General features: G+C 62.0%; 16 protein-coding genes. 2 read left to right on the top strand and 14 right to left on the bottom strand.

The window, feature by feature from the left end; translation table 11 throughout:
- Window position 1 precedes the first annotated feature (1 nt).
- The 11 genes from pgaA to NTD85_RS10375 form a co-directional block, all read right to left on the bottom strand.
- Complete coding sequence (pgaA, locus tag NTD85_RS10425) at window positions 2-2,482, bottom strand: poly-beta-1,6 N-acetyl-D-glucosamine export porin PgaA (protein WP_262142084.1); 2,481 nt, start codon at window positions 2,480-2,482, stop codon at window positions 2-4.
- 260 nt (window positions 2,483-2,742) lie between these two features.
- Window positions 2,743-4,245 (bottom strand): YdgA family protein, encoded by a 1,503-nt coding sequence (locus NTD85_RS10420; RefSeq protein ID WP_262142083.1) that lies wholly within the window; start codon window positions 4,243-4,245, stop codon window positions 2,743-2,745.
- Window positions 4,246-4,537: 292 nt separating this feature from the next.
- Window positions 4,538-5,173, bottom strand: coding sequence for an NADH:ubiquinone oxidoreductase subunit N (locus tag NTD85_RS10415; protein WP_262142082.1), 636 nt, complete (start codon window positions 5,171-5,173; stop codon window positions 4,538-4,540).
- 93 nt (window positions 5,174-5,266) lie between these two features.
- A complete protein-coding gene (locus NTD85_RS10410; RefSeq protein ID WP_262142081.1) occupies window positions 5,267-6,709 on the bottom strand; it encodes an efflux transporter outer membrane subunit in 1,443 nt (480 codons plus the stop codon).
- Window positions 6,706-7,608, bottom strand: coding sequence for an HlyD family secretion protein (locus NTD85_RS10405; protein ID WP_262142080.1), 903 nt, complete (start codon window positions 7,606-7,608; stop codon window positions 6,706-6,708). The genes NTD85_RS10410 and NTD85_RS10405 overlap by 4 nt, the downstream gene beginning before the upstream one ends.
- Window positions 7,605-7,814 (bottom strand): DUF1656 domain-containing protein, encoded by a 210-nt coding sequence (locus tag NTD85_RS10400; protein WP_098966584.1) that lies wholly within the window; start codon window positions 7,812-7,814, stop codon window positions 7,605-7,607. Before NTD85_RS10400 ends, NTD85_RS10405 begins: the two co-directional genes overlap by 4 nt.
- Window positions 7,811-9,874 carry an FUSC family protein gene (locus NTD85_RS10395; RefSeq protein WP_262142079.1) on the bottom strand — a complete coding sequence of 688 codons (2,064 nt, stop codon included), beginning with the start codon at window positions 9,872-9,874 and terminating at the stop codon, window positions 7,811-7,813. Before NTD85_RS10395 ends, NTD85_RS10400 begins: the two co-directional genes overlap by 4 nt.
- Window positions 9,871-10,299 carry a MarR family winged helix-turn-helix transcriptional regulator gene (locus NTD85_RS10390; RefSeq protein WP_045122246.1) on the bottom strand — a complete coding sequence of 143 codons (429 nt, stop codon included), beginning with the start codon at window positions 10,297-10,299 and terminating at the stop codon, window positions 9,871-9,873. The genes NTD85_RS10395 and NTD85_RS10390 overlap by 4 nt, the downstream gene beginning before the upstream one ends.
- A 122-nt stretch (window positions 10,300-10,421) precedes the next feature.
- Window positions 10,422-10,667 (bottom strand): hypothetical protein, encoded by a 246-nt coding sequence (locus tag NTD85_RS10385; RefSeq protein ID WP_103486194.1) that lies wholly within the window; start codon window positions 10,665-10,667, stop codon window positions 10,422-10,424.
- Window positions 10,668-10,754: 87 nt separating this feature from the next.
- Window positions 10,755-11,000 carry a DUF2789 domain-containing protein gene (locus NTD85_RS10380; RefSeq protein ID WP_262142078.1) on the bottom strand — a complete coding sequence of 82 codons (246 nt, stop codon included), beginning with the start codon at window positions 10,998-11,000 and terminating at the stop codon, window positions 10,755-10,757.
- A 127-nt stretch (window positions 11,001-11,127) separates the two neighbouring features.
- Complete coding sequence (locus tag NTD85_RS10375) at window positions 11,128-11,589, bottom strand: aminoacyl-tRNA deacylase (protein ID WP_262142077.1); 462 nt, start codon at window positions 11,587-11,589, stop codon at window positions 11,128-11,130.
- Between the two features lie 153 nt (window positions 11,590-11,742).
- Between NTD85_RS10375 and NTD85_RS10370 the strand changes: the two genes are divergently transcribed.
- Together NTD85_RS10370 and NTD85_RS10365 are read left to right on the top strand one after the other, a co-directional pair.
- The gene (locus tag NTD85_RS10370) at window positions 11,743-12,294 is read left to right on the top strand and encodes an NfeD family protein (protein ID WP_262142076.1); all 552 of its coding nucleotides are present in this window, start codon (window positions 11,743-11,745) and stop codon (window positions 12,292-12,294) included.
- Between the two features lie 2 nt (window positions 12,295-12,296).
- Window positions 12,297-13,055 (top strand): slipin family protein, encoded by a 759-nt coding sequence (locus NTD85_RS10365; RefSeq protein ID WP_003220464.1) that lies wholly within the window; start codon window positions 12,297-12,299, stop codon window positions 13,053-13,055.
- A gap of 18 nt (window positions 13,056-13,073) precedes the next feature.
- On the opposite strand, the gene NTD85_RS10360 is transcribed toward NTD85_RS10365, so the two are convergent.
- From NTD85_RS10360 to NTD85_RS10350, 3 genes are all read right to left on the bottom strand, one after another.
- Window positions 13,074-14,669: a glycosyltransferase family 39 protein gene (locus NTD85_RS10360; protein ID WP_262142075.1), complete on the bottom strand. Its 1,596-nt coding sequence runs from the start codon at window positions 14,667-14,669 to the stop codon at window positions 13,074-13,076.
- Window positions 14,670-14,830: 161 nt separating this feature from the next.
- Complete coding sequence (locus tag NTD85_RS10355; protein WP_400506166.1) at window positions 14,831-16,309, bottom strand: efflux transporter outer membrane subunit; 1,479 nt, start codon at window positions 16,307-16,309, stop codon at window positions 14,831-14,833.
- A gap of 65 nt (window positions 16,310-16,374) precedes the next feature.
- Window positions 16,375-17,445 carry an HlyD family secretion protein gene (locus NTD85_RS10350; protein ID WP_103521716.1) on the bottom strand — a complete coding sequence of 357 codons (1,071 nt, stop codon included), beginning with the start codon at window positions 17,443-17,445 and terminating at the stop codon, window positions 16,375-16,377.
- Between the last annotated feature and the right edge of the window lie 8 nt (window positions 17,446-17,453).

Here is a 17,453-nt window from a genome sequence, read left to right as displayed (position 1 = left end):
TCTAGAAGCGGAAAGTGAGGTCGACGAGCAGACGCAGATCGGTTTCCCGATCGCCGTCGTAGGGCCGGTTGATCACACTGAACAAGCCGCCCACCTCGAAAACGTCGTTCCAGGCATAACGTTGGCCATAACCGAGCATCGCCATGCCGCCAGTACCGTAATCACGCTGGCTGTAGGTGCCCGCACCGGCCTGGAACTGCTGGCTCCAGGAGGTTTCGTAGCGGTGGTACAGCACGTGATTGACGTTGACCGTGGGCATCACACTGAAGTCCGCCTTCGGGTTGAAGTACGGCACGTCTTCGGAGTTGGAGTTGTGGCTGGTGCCGACCTCCAGACCGGCGTCGACCTGCACGTGCGGCGTGCTGTAGACGCCCTCGCGCCCGGTGAGCAAGGCTTCGACGCGGTTGTTGCCGTCGCTGAAGTGCGATGGGCTGACGGAGAGTTTCCACTCGCGGCTTTCGTTGGCGCGCCAGCGGATGAACGCGTTGCCGCCGTTGGCCTTGATATCGCTGTTCAACGCACGCAACGGCGTCTCGGCCGACAGATAGGAGAAGCTGCCGCCGTACTGCCAGTTGTCGTTGATGTCGCGGGCAATCGCCACGCGCGCGCCTTGCTTGTCGCCATAGCCGTAGTCGTGGTTGGAAACTTCGGCTTCCAGGGTCATGTCGCGGGTACGCCGCTCCAGACCCACGCGCTGGAAGCGGTCGGTGCCGGTGCCTTCGGCAAAATCACCAGTGGCATAACCGGCGCCGACGAATACCCGCCAGTCTTCATCGATCGGCGGGCTGTACAGCGTGCTCTGGATGCCGAAATCACGGCTGCCGCTGACCGCCCCGGCGCCGCTGCTGCCGCCGCCATTGGCCTTGCCGCCGTAGGCTTCGACGCGCAGTTCGGACATGTCATGCACTTCACGCTCACGCTCGGCGCGCTGCACCTGGCGATTGTCAGGGAAACGCTCGACGAGGTCGTCGGTCAGCGCATCCATTTGCCGCCATTCCTGCAGGGTCATCGCGGTGCGCGCCTGAGCGAGTTCCAGGCTCATGTCGCGCGGCACCATGCTCTCGACTTCCTTGAGCTGACTCTCGGCGCGGCGCGGCCAGTCACGGGCCAGATACAGATCCGCCTGGGCCACGCGCAAGCCGACGTTGCCCGGCGCCTGGTCGACCAGGGTCTGCAGGCCTTCCTCGCCGTGAGGCAGGTCGGCGCCGTACGTCCCGGCCTGCGCGGCCAGTTGCTGAGCATCCATCCACTCGTCGTTGGGGTTGCCGATCGGCAGGCCCTTGAGTTCGACCCGTGGCTTCTCTGACTTGGCCAGGTCATCCGAAACCTTGCGGGCCTCCTCGGGGTGATCACTTTCCAGCAGCGAGTAATACAGGGCGGTGGTGTCTTCCAGACGATCCCCCGGATCGGCGTCAGGTGCCGCCAGCACCTGACGGTACAGATCGGTGGAGATTTCCGGCTGGCGCTGATCCAGATACGACGCCGCGACCCAACGCAAGGCGTAGGTCGGGACCTTCACGCCTTCGGCTTGCAGCTTCTGGTATTCAGTGATGACTTCAGCGGTTCGCGTCCGTGCCTTGAGGGCGCCCATGCGGTCGATGCGCCAGCGAACCACGTCGTCGTGGGCACTGGCGTCGGGGGTCCAGGTGGCGAGCAGCTTGTCGTAGTCGGCCAGCGCGCGGTCGGCGATGACATAGCGCTCTTTTTCGCTGCGGGTGGCGAACTCGGCGAGGCGCACACGCTCGGCGGCCAGGTCGCCTTCGAGGCGGCGCAGGGTTACCGGGTCGATCAGGCCCGGACGCTGGTTGGCCAGACGCAGTGCCGGCTCCGGCAGACGCGCCTTTTGCAGGGCGACCACATACTCACGGGCAACGTCCGGTTTGCTGCCGGCGCGGATGAACGCCTGATCATATTCAAACAGGGCATCGTATTGCTTGCCGGCGCGGGTCAGGGCATAGCCCAGTGCGAGGCGACGAGTCGGATCATCGGGTTTGGCGGCGACCAGCGCTTTGGCGCGGGCGACGGCTTCGTCGGGTTTGCCCGAGTCGGCCTGGGTCAGCGCCAGCCCCAGTTGCAGATCAGCGTTGCTCGGCTCCAGCGCCAGGGCTTTGTTGTAGACCTGGATTGCCTGATCCCAACGCTTGAGGTTGCGATAGGCACGGGCCGTGGCGGTCAGTGCCTGCACCGGCAGCGCACGGTCGCGACCCTGGGTCTCATAGACCTGCACCACTTCGGCATCGAGACCGGCCCAACTGGCGATCTGCAAGTGATCGCTGATCTGGCCGGTGGTCGATTGCCCGGGCGGCACCTGACGCAGCACATTCAGCGCAGGCGTTGTCTGCCCGGCACGGGCATCACGCACCATCTGATCATAGGGCGTATCGGCAAACGCCAGTGCCGGCCAGAGCAACTGGCTGCACAGCGCGACACGAAACAACGGGCGTAAACCACGATGTAGAACAGGCACATCAATACGCGGCATTCGTCAGCATCCTTACATGGCCAGCCGGGTCGCAATGCCCCCCTTGCCCATTAGTAACGGCGGCCAAGTCGAAAGCACTCGGCCAAGCTTAGTCAGGCAGTCTTGCATGCAAGCGTAGACCAATATTCAGAACACAATAATTGTTCAGATTCGTGACGCAGCGTCTGCCCCCAACCTGAGCAAAGCCTGATGCCAGACAGCAAAACGCCCGGCGTCTGCATTGCGCAGAGGCCGGGCGTCGCTTTTGGAACGCGCGGGTGTTACTGGATCTGAACCCCGGCGAATTTGCTCATCAGGAAGCCGACGAACTGCTCGACGGTCATCTTCTGGCCGTTGAATTCCACCTGATTGGCGGCGTAGTGCAGTTTGGAAACCACATTGGTGCCGTCGAGAGTCGCCAACTGCGAACCGACTGCCATGCCGGCAAACATGTCGGCGCCGGCGCTGGCCTGATCGACGATGGCTTTGGCATCGGTCTGGCCATCGACTTGCGCCTGCACGCTGAGCAGATCGACCAGCATCGGCTTGGACACCTGCACATTGAGGTCGAGCAGTGCGATCAACTGTTTGACCAGTTGGTCCGGCGGCATATCCATCGAGGCCGGTTTGGTCAGGTCGATCACCAGATTGGCGCGGCTTTCACCATTGGCGGTTTTCAGCGACAGGTTTTCCAGCGCCAGTTGCGGGCCGGCGGCCAGCAGTTTTTGCAGATCGGATTTGACTTGCGCGTTTTCCGCCTCGGTCAGATTCAGCTCCGGAGCTGGCAGGCCAGCGGCAGCGGCATCAGCAGCAGCCTTCTCGTACGGCTGCAGTTTGGTCTGATAGATCTGCATCAACGACAGGGTCGACGGGATGTCGAGGTTCTTCAGGCTCATGGCCAGTTGCGCCGAACCGATCTTTTTGTCGTTCAGCGACACTTCACCGATCTGGTAATCCGCACGGCCAGAGGCATTGCTGCCGTTCTCTTCGGTGAGGTTCTTCATTTCGAAGTTCTTCACGCCCAGCACCGACTGTTTGGCACCGAAAGTGGTTTTGCTGCTGGTCAGCTCCAGGGTGTTTTCCCCGGTGTAGTAGCCGTAGCTGCTCTTGGTCAGGTTGCTGGCCAGGGTCAGGCCGTTGAGCTCGATCTGCACCGGCGCCTGATCTTGCGAGACAGTGACCAGTTTCAGGTTGTCCATGTAACCGTCAGCCTTGACCTTCTGCGCCTTGGCACTGGCGGAGATGTTCATGGTCAGGCCGGAGAATTTCAGGCTCGATTGCTCGTCCAGCGCGGTTTCCAGTGGCAGCAACTCGAGGCTGCTGGTAGTGGATTCGTCATAGCCGATGTTGGTCACGCCCTTGAGCGGCGCGGCGCCTTTGGTAGCGGCAAACCATTTTTCGGTGGCCGGGCTCTTTTCCAGCTCGTAATTGCTGGTGGCCATGACCGGCAGCCACTTCAGCGATACCAGACGCGAGAACGGCAGCGGGCCGTGTTCGATATGGTCGACGAACAGCAGCTCGACCGGCTTGTCACCGAACATCTCGCCCTCGCCCTTGAGGCGGTAGTGCGCGGTGCTGGTGAAGGTGTGACGCTCCAGCGACACCAGCTCCAGCGATGCGGTGCCATTGGAGCCGGCCATCGCGGTCTGCAGCTCTTTGTTGGCGTTGGTGACGGCGTTGTTCAGCACGCCTTCGATCTTGGTTCCGGTGTACCAGGCCCCGCCGGCGCTGATGGCACCGATGGCTACAACAATCCCGAGAAGCACGCCTGCTGATTTATTCATGAATGACCTGATCAATGTCCGTGGCTGAAAGTGTGGTCGTCTTCCCTGAACCCGTGACCGGGTCGCGGCTCGACTCCGCTGAAATTAGCGGTGGAGATTAGCACTGGCAGCGCGAGGCGGCCCAATGTTTAAAGGTTAAAGAGTGTCTATGGGGAGTGTGGACAGCTGACAGGCGGGGAGAGTTGCAGTGTTTTTGAGGACGCTATCGCGAGCAGGCTCACTCCTACAATTGAAATGCGTTCCCCTGTAGGAGTGAGCCTGCTCGCGATAGGGCCACCGGATTCGCAAAAAATCAGGAATACTGGACCTCGATCTCATCGAGTTGATGATCAAAGCTCTTCAATCGCGCCGTCCACGTATACACCAGCACTTCGAAATCCCGATCGATCACCGCCCCGCCCGGTCCCTCGGCGCGCGGGTCGCAGAAATCCAGTTGATAACGCTCCCGGGCCATGGCCGTGGCGACATCCGACAGTTCGCGGGCATTGTTGAGCCAGTGCCAGCCTTCATCGGCAATCTGCTTGTCGAGTTCCAGGCACTGTTTTTTCAAGGCTTCGAGGCTTTTTTCCAGCGGCGTACCGGTGAGTTCGCCCATGACTTCGGCGAAGGTGCGTCCGGGTTGCCAGTAACTGCCCCAGAAGTAGCGGTCGAACACGGTTTCGACCCGGCGCAGAGCGACTTTGGTGTCCCAGATCAGCACCAGGGTCTTGCCTTGTTCAAGTTGGCGTTTCTTGACCCGCTGCACCTGGATCGACGCCCAGGCCACCACCACGATTGCCATCACCGCGATCAACGCCGTGGCGCTGTCGAGGAAGACCATGGCCTTGTCGATCTGATGGGCCAGCATGATGCCGTAGAAATAGGTGGCCGACAGCAGCACCAGCGCTACCAGGGCGCACCAGAAGCCGAGAGCGTAAGGGTTTTTCATTATTGGTTTCCCCTAGACCAGCGCTAGCAATGTGCGCTGAAAGGGCGCCGTGCTCAGGGCACCCTTCCAACACTTCAAAGCATAGCAACGGCTTCAGGGTTTGCTGGTGCTTGAGGCTTGCGTTCGTCCGCTTTCCCAACCGCCGCCCAGCGCGAGGAACAAATCGATCTGGCTCATGGCAACCTGGGTGTTGGCGGCGGCCAGTTGCGCGGTGACGTCGGTGTAGGTGCGGGTCGCCTGCAGGTCGGCGAGGAACGACTCACGCCCGGCCTGGAAGAAGCGGTGCGTCTGATCGGCGGCGAGTTTCGCCGACTGTTCCGCATCGGCCAGCGCATCGCGGCGTTGCAGCAGCGCGGTGTACTGCGCCAGGCCGGTCTGGGTTTCGCGGATGGCGTTGAGCACCACGCCATCGAAGTGCGCCAGCGCACCCTGGGTATTGGCTTCCGCCTCGCGAATACGGGCGCGGGCGCCGTTGGTCGGGACCTTCCAGCTCAACGACGGGCCGAAGCCCCAGCGGTTGGTCGACGGATCGCCAAGATCGGAAATAATACCGACAGTGCCGATGGTCGCACCGATGCTGATGTCCGGGTACAGCTCGCCAGTGGCGATGCCGATCCCGGCGGTCGCGGCGGCGAGGCGACGTTCGGCCTGACGCACATCAGGCCGACGCTTGAGCAGCGCCGCACCGTCGCCGACCGGCACCAGTTGGGCGATTTTCGGCAGTTCGGCGCAGGTGGCGGTGCCGGCCGGCAACTGATCGACCGGTTTCGCCAGCAACATCGACAGGCGGAACAGCCCGGCCTGACGCGCCGCTTCATAGCGCGGCATGTCGGCGCGCAACGACTTGAATTGGGTTTGCGAACGGGTGACCTGGGTTTCATCGCCACGCCCGGCATCGCGCAGGCGCTGGATCAGGGTCGTGCCTTGCGATTGCAGGTCGAGGGAATGCTGGGCGATTTCCCGCTCTTCATTGGCGGCACACACCTGGGTGTAGGCGCGAACCACGTCCGCTACCAGAGTGATGCGCGCGGTGTCGGCGGCGGCCTGGGTCGCATCGGCGTTGGCCTTGGCGGCTTCGATCCCGCGTTGCAGCGTGCCCCACAGATCGAACTGGTAAGAGGCGCTGATGCCGATATCGCCGACGTTGGCCACCGGCACCTTTTCCGTCAGCAGGTAGGCCTGACCGGACTCCTGCAAGCGCTGCGCGCCCATCTTCACCCCGGCACTCCAGCCGCCCGCCGCTTCAGCCTCATCGACCTGGGCCCGCGCCCGCGACAGGTTCGCCGCCGCCACGCGCAAGTCGGTATTCGACGCCATGGCCTGCTGCACCAGTTGGTCCAGACGCGGATCGCGATACAGCCGCCACCAGTCGGCGGGCACCGGCGCTGACACCACCGGTTTGCCCTCCACCGCCAGTTCGCCCTGAAAATCCTTGCGCTGCACCGCCGCGTCAGCGGGCAGGTGATAGTCCGGCCCGACCATCTGACAGGCCGAGAGCATCACGCCCAACCCGGCGATCATCAGGGCCCTGTTCATTGCGCGGGCTCCTGTTTGTGGTCGTCGCGTGGCTGATCGTCGATGATCGACACGGTAGCGGTCCGCCCGGCGATCATGCGGAAATCTTCCGGCACTTCGTCAAAGGCGATGCGCACCGGAATCCGCTGCGCCAGCCGCACCCAACTGAACGCCGGGTTGACGTTGGGCAGCAGGTTGTTGCCGCTGGTACGGTCGCGGTCTTCGATACCGGCGACGATGCTTTCGACATGCCCGCGCAGCCTGGCCTTGTCACCGATCACACGGATGTCCACCGACTGCCCGACATGAATGCCGTCGAGTTTGGTTTCCTCGAAATAGCCGTCGATATGGAACGAGTTACTGTCGACCACCGACAACACCGGACGCCCGGCGGTGACGAACTCCTGCACACGCGGCGCGCGGTCGTTGACGTAGCCGTCCACCGGACTGCGGATCACCGAACGGTCGAGGTTGAGCTGCGCGCTGTCCACCGTCACTAGCGCTTCGGCCAGCGCCGATTGCGCACGGGCAACTTTCGACAGGCTTTCTTCCAGCTGTTCGGCCGGCACCAGATTACCCAGCCCACGGTTACGCTTGGCTTCACGCTGCGCCTGGGCCAGGGTTTCTTCGCGATCGGCGACCGCCGCCTTGGCCTGACGCAGGGCCAGTTTGAAACGGTCCTGATCGATGCTGAACAGCACCTGGCCGCGTTTGATCAACTGGTTGTCCTTGACCTCGACCTGCTGGATCAGCCCGGATACATCCGGGGCGATCTGGATGATGTCGGCGCGGATGTGGCCGTCGCGGGTCCACGGCGCAAACATGTAATACATCACCATGCGCCAGACGAGGACGACGGCAAAAGTCACGATCAGCAGGGTCAGGACCACGCGACCGATAGTCAGAAACGGTTTTTTCATGTCATCAGGTATCGACTGAGTGAGTCCACGCCGTACAGCATCACGGCGTAGAGGGCCACGTTGAACAATGCCCGGTGCCAGACCAGACGGTAAAAGTGCAGGCGCGTGAGCACGCCATGCACCAGCAGAAACAACACATAGGTGATGCCCATCAACACCAGCAGGGTCGGCAGGAAAATCCCGCTGATATCCAGATCACCGATCATAGGGGCGCTCCATCGGGCAGCGGTTCTTCGGCATCGCTCGTGCTGACGAATTCCACGCCGGGCAGCAGCGCCAGGCGCAAACCGCTCAGGGCATGCAACAGGTTTAGTCGGGTTTCTTCGTCGCCGTGGCCTTTGAGGGCGCGACGCGCACGGTCCATGGTCATCAGTAGCGGGCTCGGTGCCGGCAGGCGTTCGCCGGCCTTCAGACACGCGCGGAAATAATCGCCGACCTCGGCCACCACTTGCCGCAGCAATGCCTGCGGTGCACCTTCCACACGCGGCGTGTAGGCCAGCAGGTCGAGCAGGTTCAGCCCAACGCGCACTTCACGCATGGCGATCCCGGTGTCCTGACCGGTCATGGCCAGACGCGGCAGGTGCTGCATCAAACGGTCGAGCAACTGCACGCCCAGTTGCCGGTGCTCGGCGAGGTTCGCCGGCTCGGTCATGCGCACGATGTCCTTCCAGCTGAAACGGGTCAGACGTTTGGCCGCCAGTTCGACACCGAACGGGCGGGTGACCAACGTCCAGATGAACGCGAACAACAGGCCCATCGGCCCGGCCAGATTGGAATTCACGAAGGCAAAAAAGTCCGCGTCGTACGCGCCCTGAATGCTGATGAAAGAAGAGGTGTTGACCAGTGTCAGGAGCATGCCGAGATAGAACCGTGGCTGCACCGTCAGGGTGCCGACACAGATGAACGGAATCGCAAAGGCCAGCACCAGCATCGGGAAATCGTGCAGGTTCGGCAGAATCAGAAACAGATAGAGACTGGCAAACAGCACCGACATCCCGGTCCAGAAAAAGAACCGGTAGATCTGCGGCGCCGGGTCGTCCATCGAGGCAAAGAAACTGCACGCTACCGCCGCCAGAATCACCGCGCTGCCACCGTCCGGCCAGCCGAGCAGAATCCACAGCACCGAAGCGACGATGATCGCCAGAATGGTCGAGGCCACCGAATACAGCATCATCCCGCGGTCAAGAAACGGCGTCAGCCGCCCGAGGCGCCAGTGCCGGTACACCGCACGCCAGCTGTCCTGGCGCTCGCAGAGAATCGCGTCCTGCAGACTGCGGCAGTCCTGCCACAGATCGATGAATTCGCCGAGGCGATAAATCGCGTTGGAGAACAGCAATTGCTTGCGATCTTCCAGCGCCTCGCAGCTCGGCTGCAGCGCCTGAAGCTGATCCTTGAGCGCCTGCCAGCGGTCCAGATCGGCGTCTTTGTGACCGAGCCACTCCTGGGTCGCGGTCAGCAGCGGGGCAAACTTTTCCACCAGTTCCGGCGTGCGTCGCTCAAGGGCATACAGCGAGTCTTCCAGAGCGTCGATCACCGGCAACAGGTGGATCATCCGCCCGCGCAGTTCCTTGGTGTTGCGCACGGTTTGCGGCCGGGCGCCTTCGTGGGGTAACTGGCCGATCATTAATTCGAGGCTGTTGAAATTGGCGACCATGGCCATGCGCAGCGCGGTGATCTGTTCAGGCTGCACGTCGCGGCTGAGAAACTTCAGGCTGTAGGTGGTGGCGTCGGCGAACCACTTGCCCACCGCGTCGTTGAATACCGGCGCCAGACGGCGCGGCCAGAACATCGCGCCGACCACCGCCGCCACGGCGATGCCGAGAAAAATCTCTTCGGTCCGCGCCTCGGCCACATCCCACACCGCCAACGGGTTATCCACGGTCGGCAAGGCAATCAGCGGCAGGGTGTAACCGGCGAGCATCAATGCGTAGTTATTGGCCGTGCGCAGGTGCAGCGACAGGAACAACAGGATCCCCGTCCACAGCGCGATGACCACCACCAACACGTACGGACTCTGCACGAACATCGGCACGAACAGCACCGCCGCCGCCGCCCCGAGAAAGGTGCCGATGGCGCGGTACAGCGCCTTGGAACTGGTCGGGCCGAGAAACGGGCTGGAGACGATATACACCGTGGCCATCGCCCAATACGGACGCGGCATTTGCATGAGCAAGGCGATGTACAGCGCAATCATCGACGCTGCAAAGGTGCGGACCCCGTAGAACCAGTCCCGGGCCGGAGGAATGCCGGAGAAAAAACCGTTCAAGAATTGATCACCACAGGCGGATGGGCCGCCTCAAAAGCTCGCAGTACCCGAAGCGTAGCCTCCAGATCACTCTGGTCGATGCCTTCGAGCACCTCATGACGCAGACGTACCAGTTCACTTTCCACCGCTTGCACCAGTTCACGGCCGGTGTCGGTCAGGCTCAGGCACTTGGCCCGACGATCCTGCGCATCTTCGGTGCGGCAGACATAGCCGGCGTGGCACAACTGATCGAGCAGGCGCACCAGCGACGGACTCTCCATCCCGGCCGCCTGCGCCACCTGCACCTGACGCACGCCCTCGCCCAACCGCCCGATCATCAGCAACGGCACGGCGCAGGCTTCGGAGATGCCATAGTTGACCAGCGTGGTCTGGCAGATCTTCCGCCAATGCCTGGCGGCCACCACCATGGCACTGCTGATGTTCATCTGGAGAGCGTCGAGGGAATTCGGCACGGGAAAATGCACACTGTTAGTTTGCTAACTATCAATATCGCATTGGCGGGGAATTTCAGTCAAGTTTTGAAACAAATCTTCTCGGCAGAGAATTTCTATAGTTCATCCAGCTCGATGGCTACCCCTACTTCGTTCCTGCGCGAATGTGTGATTGACACCAAATCGAAATCATCCAGCTTATTCAGGATCGCTTCATAAGTTTCTGGCGAAATCAGCACAGCCACTGTTGTGTCGTGCTCCCGAAACTCGACAGGCCCGTTGGAGATGCTTTCGATCACTGCCTCAATACAGTCCCCAAGCGCGTCAACATCAATTGTTCTGACTGGCAAAAATGATTGCATCGACGGCTCCGGATTGTTGAATTGGCAAGCTACTCCAACATCGATAGGGATCCTGCGGACATTCTGTAATAAGGTTTTACTTCAGTCCTACAAAACCCGCCCCTTGCGCAACAACACATTCAACTGATCCACCACCTCCGCCCAATCCGCATCATCAAGAATCTCATCCCGCAAAAAATCCGCCTGGCTCTTGCTCCAGAAAAACGCGTCTGCGAGGTGCAACTCGGGTTTGAGTGGTGAATGGGTGGCGATGAATTGCTCGATGCTGGTCGGGTCGCTGCTCAGGCCGAGTTGGTCGAACAGGGATGGGAGGCTGTGGGTGGGCTGTTCCATGGAGGACTCCTTCAAGAATGCGGTGGATGGGCGATTACTCGCGAGCAAGCCCGCTCCCACAGGGGATTGCGTTCAACCTGTGGGAGCGGGCTTGCTCGCGAAGGCGTCAGTGGCCGCACCACAAAACCTAATGACTCAACTCCCGCACCTGCGCATGCGGCACCATTTTCAGGAACTCGGGCATGCTCATGTGCAGCAGGTAGTTGTGGTTGCCGGCTTCCAGGTAGATGTCTTTCTGCCGAGTCAGCAGCGGGTCGATGACCATGTCCAGGCCATAGGAATCACCCAATGGCGGCACCGCGCCGCGTTCGCAGTCATCGAAGATATGCGCCAGATTGCTCTCGCGGGTGATCTGCCATTCACCGCTGCTGCGCACTTTGCTCAAATCCAGGTGCCGGCTGGCGGGCAGCACGGCCATCAGGTAATGCCCGTGGTGGTCGTCGAGGATCACCGATTTGGCCACGCGTTCGGCGGGCACCCCGGAGACCCGCGCGGTTTCCAGGCTGCTGGCCGAGTGTCGATGGGCCACGACGTCATATTCGCAATGCGCCCGATTCAGGCTGCTCTGCACTTTTTTTGCCATACGCATGATGCACCTCGGTGTCACGCTGAACGTTGTACCTGTTCTGCTGAGTCTAGTTCGGCAAGCCACTGGCGAAGGGAAATCCGCTCACTGGACACATCTGTTCATTGATCAGAATTCATCCAGCGCCAGGCTCATCTAGACTCAAGGAACCAACCCATGACTCTCCCGGAGGGTCACGTGACCAGTCGATGTTGTACGTTTTTCCTGATGCTGCTGCTCAGCGGCTCGGCCCTCGCGGCCGACGTCCCGCTGACGGCGGTCAATCCGGTCGGCCTGTGGCTGATCACCCTCGGGGTTGCCTTTCTGATTGCCGAAGCCGCGCTGCCCAACTACGGGGTAATCGGCCTGGGCGGGATCATCATGTTCGTCATCGGCGCGCTGATTCTGAGCAATGCCGATTTGCCGGTACCGATGATTATCGGCCTCGGCCTGCTCAGCGCTCTGCTGCTGATCGCACTGATCATCCGCGCCTTGAAAACCCGCCCGCGTCACGCCGTCAGCGGCGATGCCGGGCTGGTCGGCAGCGTGACGGCGGTGACCACCGTGCAAGCGGAAAACACGCACAACGGCTGGGTGCAATTGCAGGGTGAGCATTGGCAAGTGCAAAGCACAACACCGCTGCACACCGGGCAATCGGTGCGTGTGGTCGGGCGTAAGGGCTTATTGCTGAAAGTCGCCGCGACTGACGCGGCAGGACACGGAGAGTGATCATGGGTCTGCAAATCGGTTTCGTTGCACTGTTGCTGCTGGTCATTGCCCTCGCCGGGTCGACCTTTCGCATCCTGCGTGAGTACGAGCGCGGCGTGGTGTTCCAGCTCGGACGCTTCTGGCAGGTCAAGGGTCCGGGGCTGATCCTGCTGATTCCAGTGGTGCAGCAAATGGTCCGGGTCGACCTGCGCACCGTGGTGCTCGACGTGCCACCACAGGATGTGATCACCCGCGACAACGTCTCGGTGAAGGTTAACGCGGTGCTGTACTTCCGCGTGCTCGACCCGCAGAAGGCGATCATTCAGGTCGAAGACTTTCTTTCGGCCACCAGCCAACTGGCGCAGACCACCCTGCGCGCGGTGCTCGGCAAACATGAGCTGGATGAACTGCTGGCCGAACGCGAGCAGTTGAACATCGACATCCAGCAGGTGCTCGACGCCCAGACTGACGCATGGGGCATCAAGGTTGCCAACGTCGAGATCAAACACGTTGATCTGAATGAGTCGATGGTGCGTGCGATTGCCAAACAAGCCGAAGCCGAACGCGAACGCCGGGCCAAGGTGATTCACGCCGAAGGCGAACTGCAAGCCTCGGAAAAACTCATGCAGGCCGCCGAAATGCTTGGTCGTCAGCCCGGCGCCATGCAGCTGCGTTACATGCAGACCTTGAGTTCGATTGCCGGCGACAAGAGTTCGACCATTGTTTTTCCGCTGCCGATCGAGCTGCTCAAAGGGATGGCGGATCTGTCAGGCAAGTCCTGAGCATGCGCACACCAGCGATTATCCCCCCGGTTTATCGGCGCTTGGCGCCATCACGTACAAGCGTGCAAAAGCGCCGCCCGCATGCACATCGCTTTGCCGCTGCCAGCCTTCGGGCAACGCCGCAAAGTCAGTGGGTTCGTCCAGGGTGCCGATCAACCATACCCGAGCGCCAACCTTGGACAAATCGCCGAGTTGGTCGAGATAAACATCCTCGCTGACCAGCGTGCCGAACCCGTAGGCATTGGGCCGCGTGGAGCGTCCGTCCGCCGCCGGTGGCGTGTACAGGCGAACCTGCGCATAGGTGCGGTTGTAATAGATGTAACTGAGGTACCACATCATGTCGCTGGTAACGATCCGGTCACCCTCAACGAAGTGCCGGTTGACGTAGTCGACCACCACGCTGAACTGATCGTTGCTGTCGACCGTGGCGTTGTTCTTCACACCCACCAGTTCGACCCCAACGAACAACACCAGAATCGCCAGCGCCAGCACGCGAGAACCTGTGTACAGCCGATCGACCGCCAGCGCCACCAGCATCGGCAGCCCCAGCGCATAGGCCGTCACATAACGTTCGATGAACACCGGTGAGATGAACGACACGCCAAACACCAGCAGAATCGGCAACACGCTGTAGAACAGCAGCAGCAAGCTGCCGCGAAATACGCTGCGATCACGTAGCAGGGCAACCCCGATCACTGCCACCAGCGCCGATGGCAAGAGCAAAAACAGCCAACCCGGCAGGGTCATGCCATCGTCTTGAATCAGCAGCGACCAGACCATCGACGGCAGTGAGCTGAGGGTAACCGGATCTTCCCAGCCAATGTCATTACTGGCCTTGAGTTCCGGGATGTGTTGCAGCAGATCCAGCAGATTGGGCACCCACGGCAGGTACAGCAACGCAATGACCAGATTCGCCAGCCACCACGCCGGTCGCTGGATATGCCGCAGCCGATACCCCGGCTGCACGCGCACTGCCGCCAGGTACAGCCAGTGGCTGATCACGCAGAGCACGGTGAAGTAATGGGTATAAAACGCCGCCGTCATCAGCAGCGCGTACGCCACCAGGTAGCGATGCCGCCGAGGCTGCCGAACCCAATAGACCAACGCAATGGTCGCCGCGATCAGCCACATGCCGAGCAGCGAATACATGCGCACTTCCTGGCTGTAGCGCACGGCCGTGGGCAACAGCGCCAGCAGCAGTCCGGCCAGCAGCGCGGCGCGGCGGGTGGCGAGCAGATCCACCAGCCACACACCGAGACCGACAGTAATGATCCCCGGCAGCGCACTCATCATGCGAATCGACAGGATGCCGTCGCCGAACAGCCCGATCCAGCCGTGCAGCAACAGGAAATACAACGGCGGGTGCACGTCGTGAGCTGCACGCCCCCAGATTTCAGTCAGCGAAAACTGGCTCAGCAGGACGCTGGAGCCCTCATCGAACCAGATCGCTGCCGCCGTCAGGTCGTAAAAACGCACCACCGCCGCCAGCAGCATGATCGGTAACAGCCAGTGTTCTCTGGCCCAACGAATCAAGCGCAAGGCAACCAGCCATGCCCCCGGGACCGCACGCGGATCCTGCGTGTCGCCAACCGGCGTTTCTCTGTGTGCCGCCATTGCATCCTCTTGCTGTGCCGGAATATCGCGAACGGAAGGCTCCGAACCTGACCGTCACTTTAGGTCAGCCACGGGAGGGCCGTCGATGGCGGTGTGCGGTTTCACGACATCCGGCACCCCGGCCGATCCCAAACAGCCCTCGGCATTTTCAGTTCACGCCATCAGCGTTGCGCCATCTCCCCCGGCGGATACACCGACTCCCAGCCCCCACCCAACGCCCGGTACAACCCGACCATCGCCAGCGAAACGCCGGTCGAACTCTCCACCCACTGCTCCTGCGTCGCCAGCAACGCACTTTGCACGGTGAGGACGTTGACGAAATCCACCGCGCCCTCGACGTATTGCTGCTGCGCGGTGCGCAGGGCGATCTGGTTCTGGCGTACAGCTTCGGCGAGGCTGTCGCGGCGACGCTGGCTGGCGTTGTAGGCGGTCAATTGATCGTCGATTTCATGCCAGGCGCGCAGCACGGTCTGCTGATAGGCGATGCCCGCTTCCTGTTGCTGGGCTTCGCGCAGTTGCAGCATGCCGCGCAGGCGTCCGCCGTCGAACAACGGCAGGCTGAATTGCGGGCCGATGCCGAATGCACGTGAACCCCAGGAGCCGAAGTCGCTCAGTTGCATCGCTTGCGATCCGAGGTTGCCGGACAGGGTGATGCGCGGATAGAAGTCGCCCTTGGCCACGCCGATGTTGGCGGTGGCGGCGTGCAGGCGCGCTTCGGCCTGACGGATATCCGGACGGCGTTCGGCCAGTTGCGATGGCAGGCCGATGGCGACTTGCAACGGTGACTGCGGCACCGCGCCGTCTGTGGATAACTCCTTGGCCAGGGCTTGCGGCGGCTCGCCCATCAGCAAGCTGATCGCGTTGATCAGTTGCGACTGTCGCTGTTCGAGCGCCGGCAGGCGCGATTCGATGGCGGAGACCTGCGCGGCGGCTTCGGCGACGTCGAGATCGGTCGCCACACCGTCGTTGAGGCGCAGCTGCGACAGTTTGAGGCTGTGCCGGGCGACGTCGAGGTTCTGCTCGGTGACCGCGCGAGTGTTCTGCACGCCACGCAGCTGGATGTAGTTCTGCGCGGTGTCGGCGAGCACTGCCAGAAGCACGCCGCGCCGATCGTTTTCAGCGACTTCGAGGTTGGCATCGGCGGCCTCGGTTTCGCGGCGCACACGGCCCCAGAAATCCAGTTCCCAGGAAGCGGAGAAACCGGCGTCCCACAGGTTGAAGGCGGAATCGCCGTTGTGCCCGGACGGGTCGCTCAAGCCTTTGCCGCTGTTGCGTTCGCGTGCGTAGCTGCCGGTGGCTGCCGTCGACGGATAACGATCAGCGGTGATCACCTGGCGCGCGGCACGGCTTTGTTGCAGACGGCTGCTGGCGAGTTGCAGGTCGAGGTTGCTCTTGATCGCCCGCTGGGTGAGTGCCGAGAGCTGCGGGTCGTGGAAAACCTCCCACCAGCGTTCGTTCAGGGGTTCGCTGACGGCTTGGCTGGGGGCGGACTTGGCGGGTTTGGCCCAGTCGGTGATCTGTGCGGCTTCGGGCTTGTGGAAGTCGGGGCCGACGGTGCAGGCGCTGAGGCCAATAGCGAGCAATGCACCGAGGGTGAGTTGCTGCCACTGGCCTCTTCGCGAGCAAGCCCGCTCCCACATTGGGTAATGCGTTCCCCCGGTGGGAGCGGGCTTGCTCGCGAAGGCGTCAGTTCTATCAAAACTGTTCATCGCTGAGTCACCTCACGTTCCGCCGACGCCGAACGGCGAGTATCGATACTCGCCTCCACCGACATGCCCACACGCAAACGCTCGGCCAACGGCTGACCCGGTTCAAGCACGATCTTCACCGGAATCCGCTGCACGACCTTGGTGAAGTTACCTGTGGCGTTGTCCGGTTTCACCGCGGCGAATGTCACGCCAGTCGCCGGGGCGATGCTTTCGACGCGACCGCTCAAGGCCTCGCCACCAAGGCTGTCGACGCGCACCTGCACGTGCTGGCCCGGCTGCACGTCCGTGAGTTGGGTTTCTTGAAAATTGGCGACCACATACGCCTGCTTCAACGGCACCACCGCCAGCAGCTTGCTGCCCGGCGTGACATAAGCGCCGACGCGCACAGCACGCTCGCCGATCATGCCGTCCTGCGGCGCGGTGATGCGCGTATACGACAGCTCGAAACTGGCGATTTCCAGCGCCGCTTGCGCGTGCTTCAGATTGCCTTCGGCGGCATCGCGCTGCGCCGTGAGAATCTCGACCTGCTTGCGTTCAGCCGCGAGCTTCGCGCTGGCGGTATCGAGCCGAGCGCTCGCCTGATCTATACGCGTGCGGGCCTGTTGCGCGTTCTGCACCGTGCCGGCACCCACGCCAGCGAGGTGGTTGTAACGATTGAGCTCCTGCTGGGCGAACGCCATTTCTGCCTTGGCCGAGACCACCGAGGCCTGCGCCTGAGCAATCACCGACGTCTGCCGCTCCAGCGTGGCCTTGGCGTTTTGCAGCTGAGCGCGGGCGACCAGGGTTTGCGCATCGGCCGCTTCAGCGGCGGCGCGCAAATCGCGATCATCGATCAGCGCCAGCAGTTGCCCGGCCTTGACCTGCTGGTTGTCTTCCACCAGCACTTCCTTGATGAATCCGGCCACACGCGGCACCACCAGGGTGAAGTCGGCGGAAACGAACGCATCGTTAGTGTTTTGCTGGGTGCGCTTGCCGAACAGTCCCGGCACCGCCAGGTACAGCAACACGCCGACAGCCAGTGCGGCCGCCACGGCCACCGCGAGTTTTTGCTTTGCTTGAGTCGTCATAAAAACCT

Source organism: Pseudomonas sp. 13B_3.2_Bac1, from assembly GCF_025466205.1.
GTDB classification, from domain to species: domain Bacteria; phylum Pseudomonadota; class Gammaproteobacteria; order Pseudomonadales; family Pseudomonadaceae; genus Aquipseudomonas; species Aquipseudomonas fluorescens_H.
This window is presented reverse-complemented; position numbering and strand designations above follow the sequence as displayed.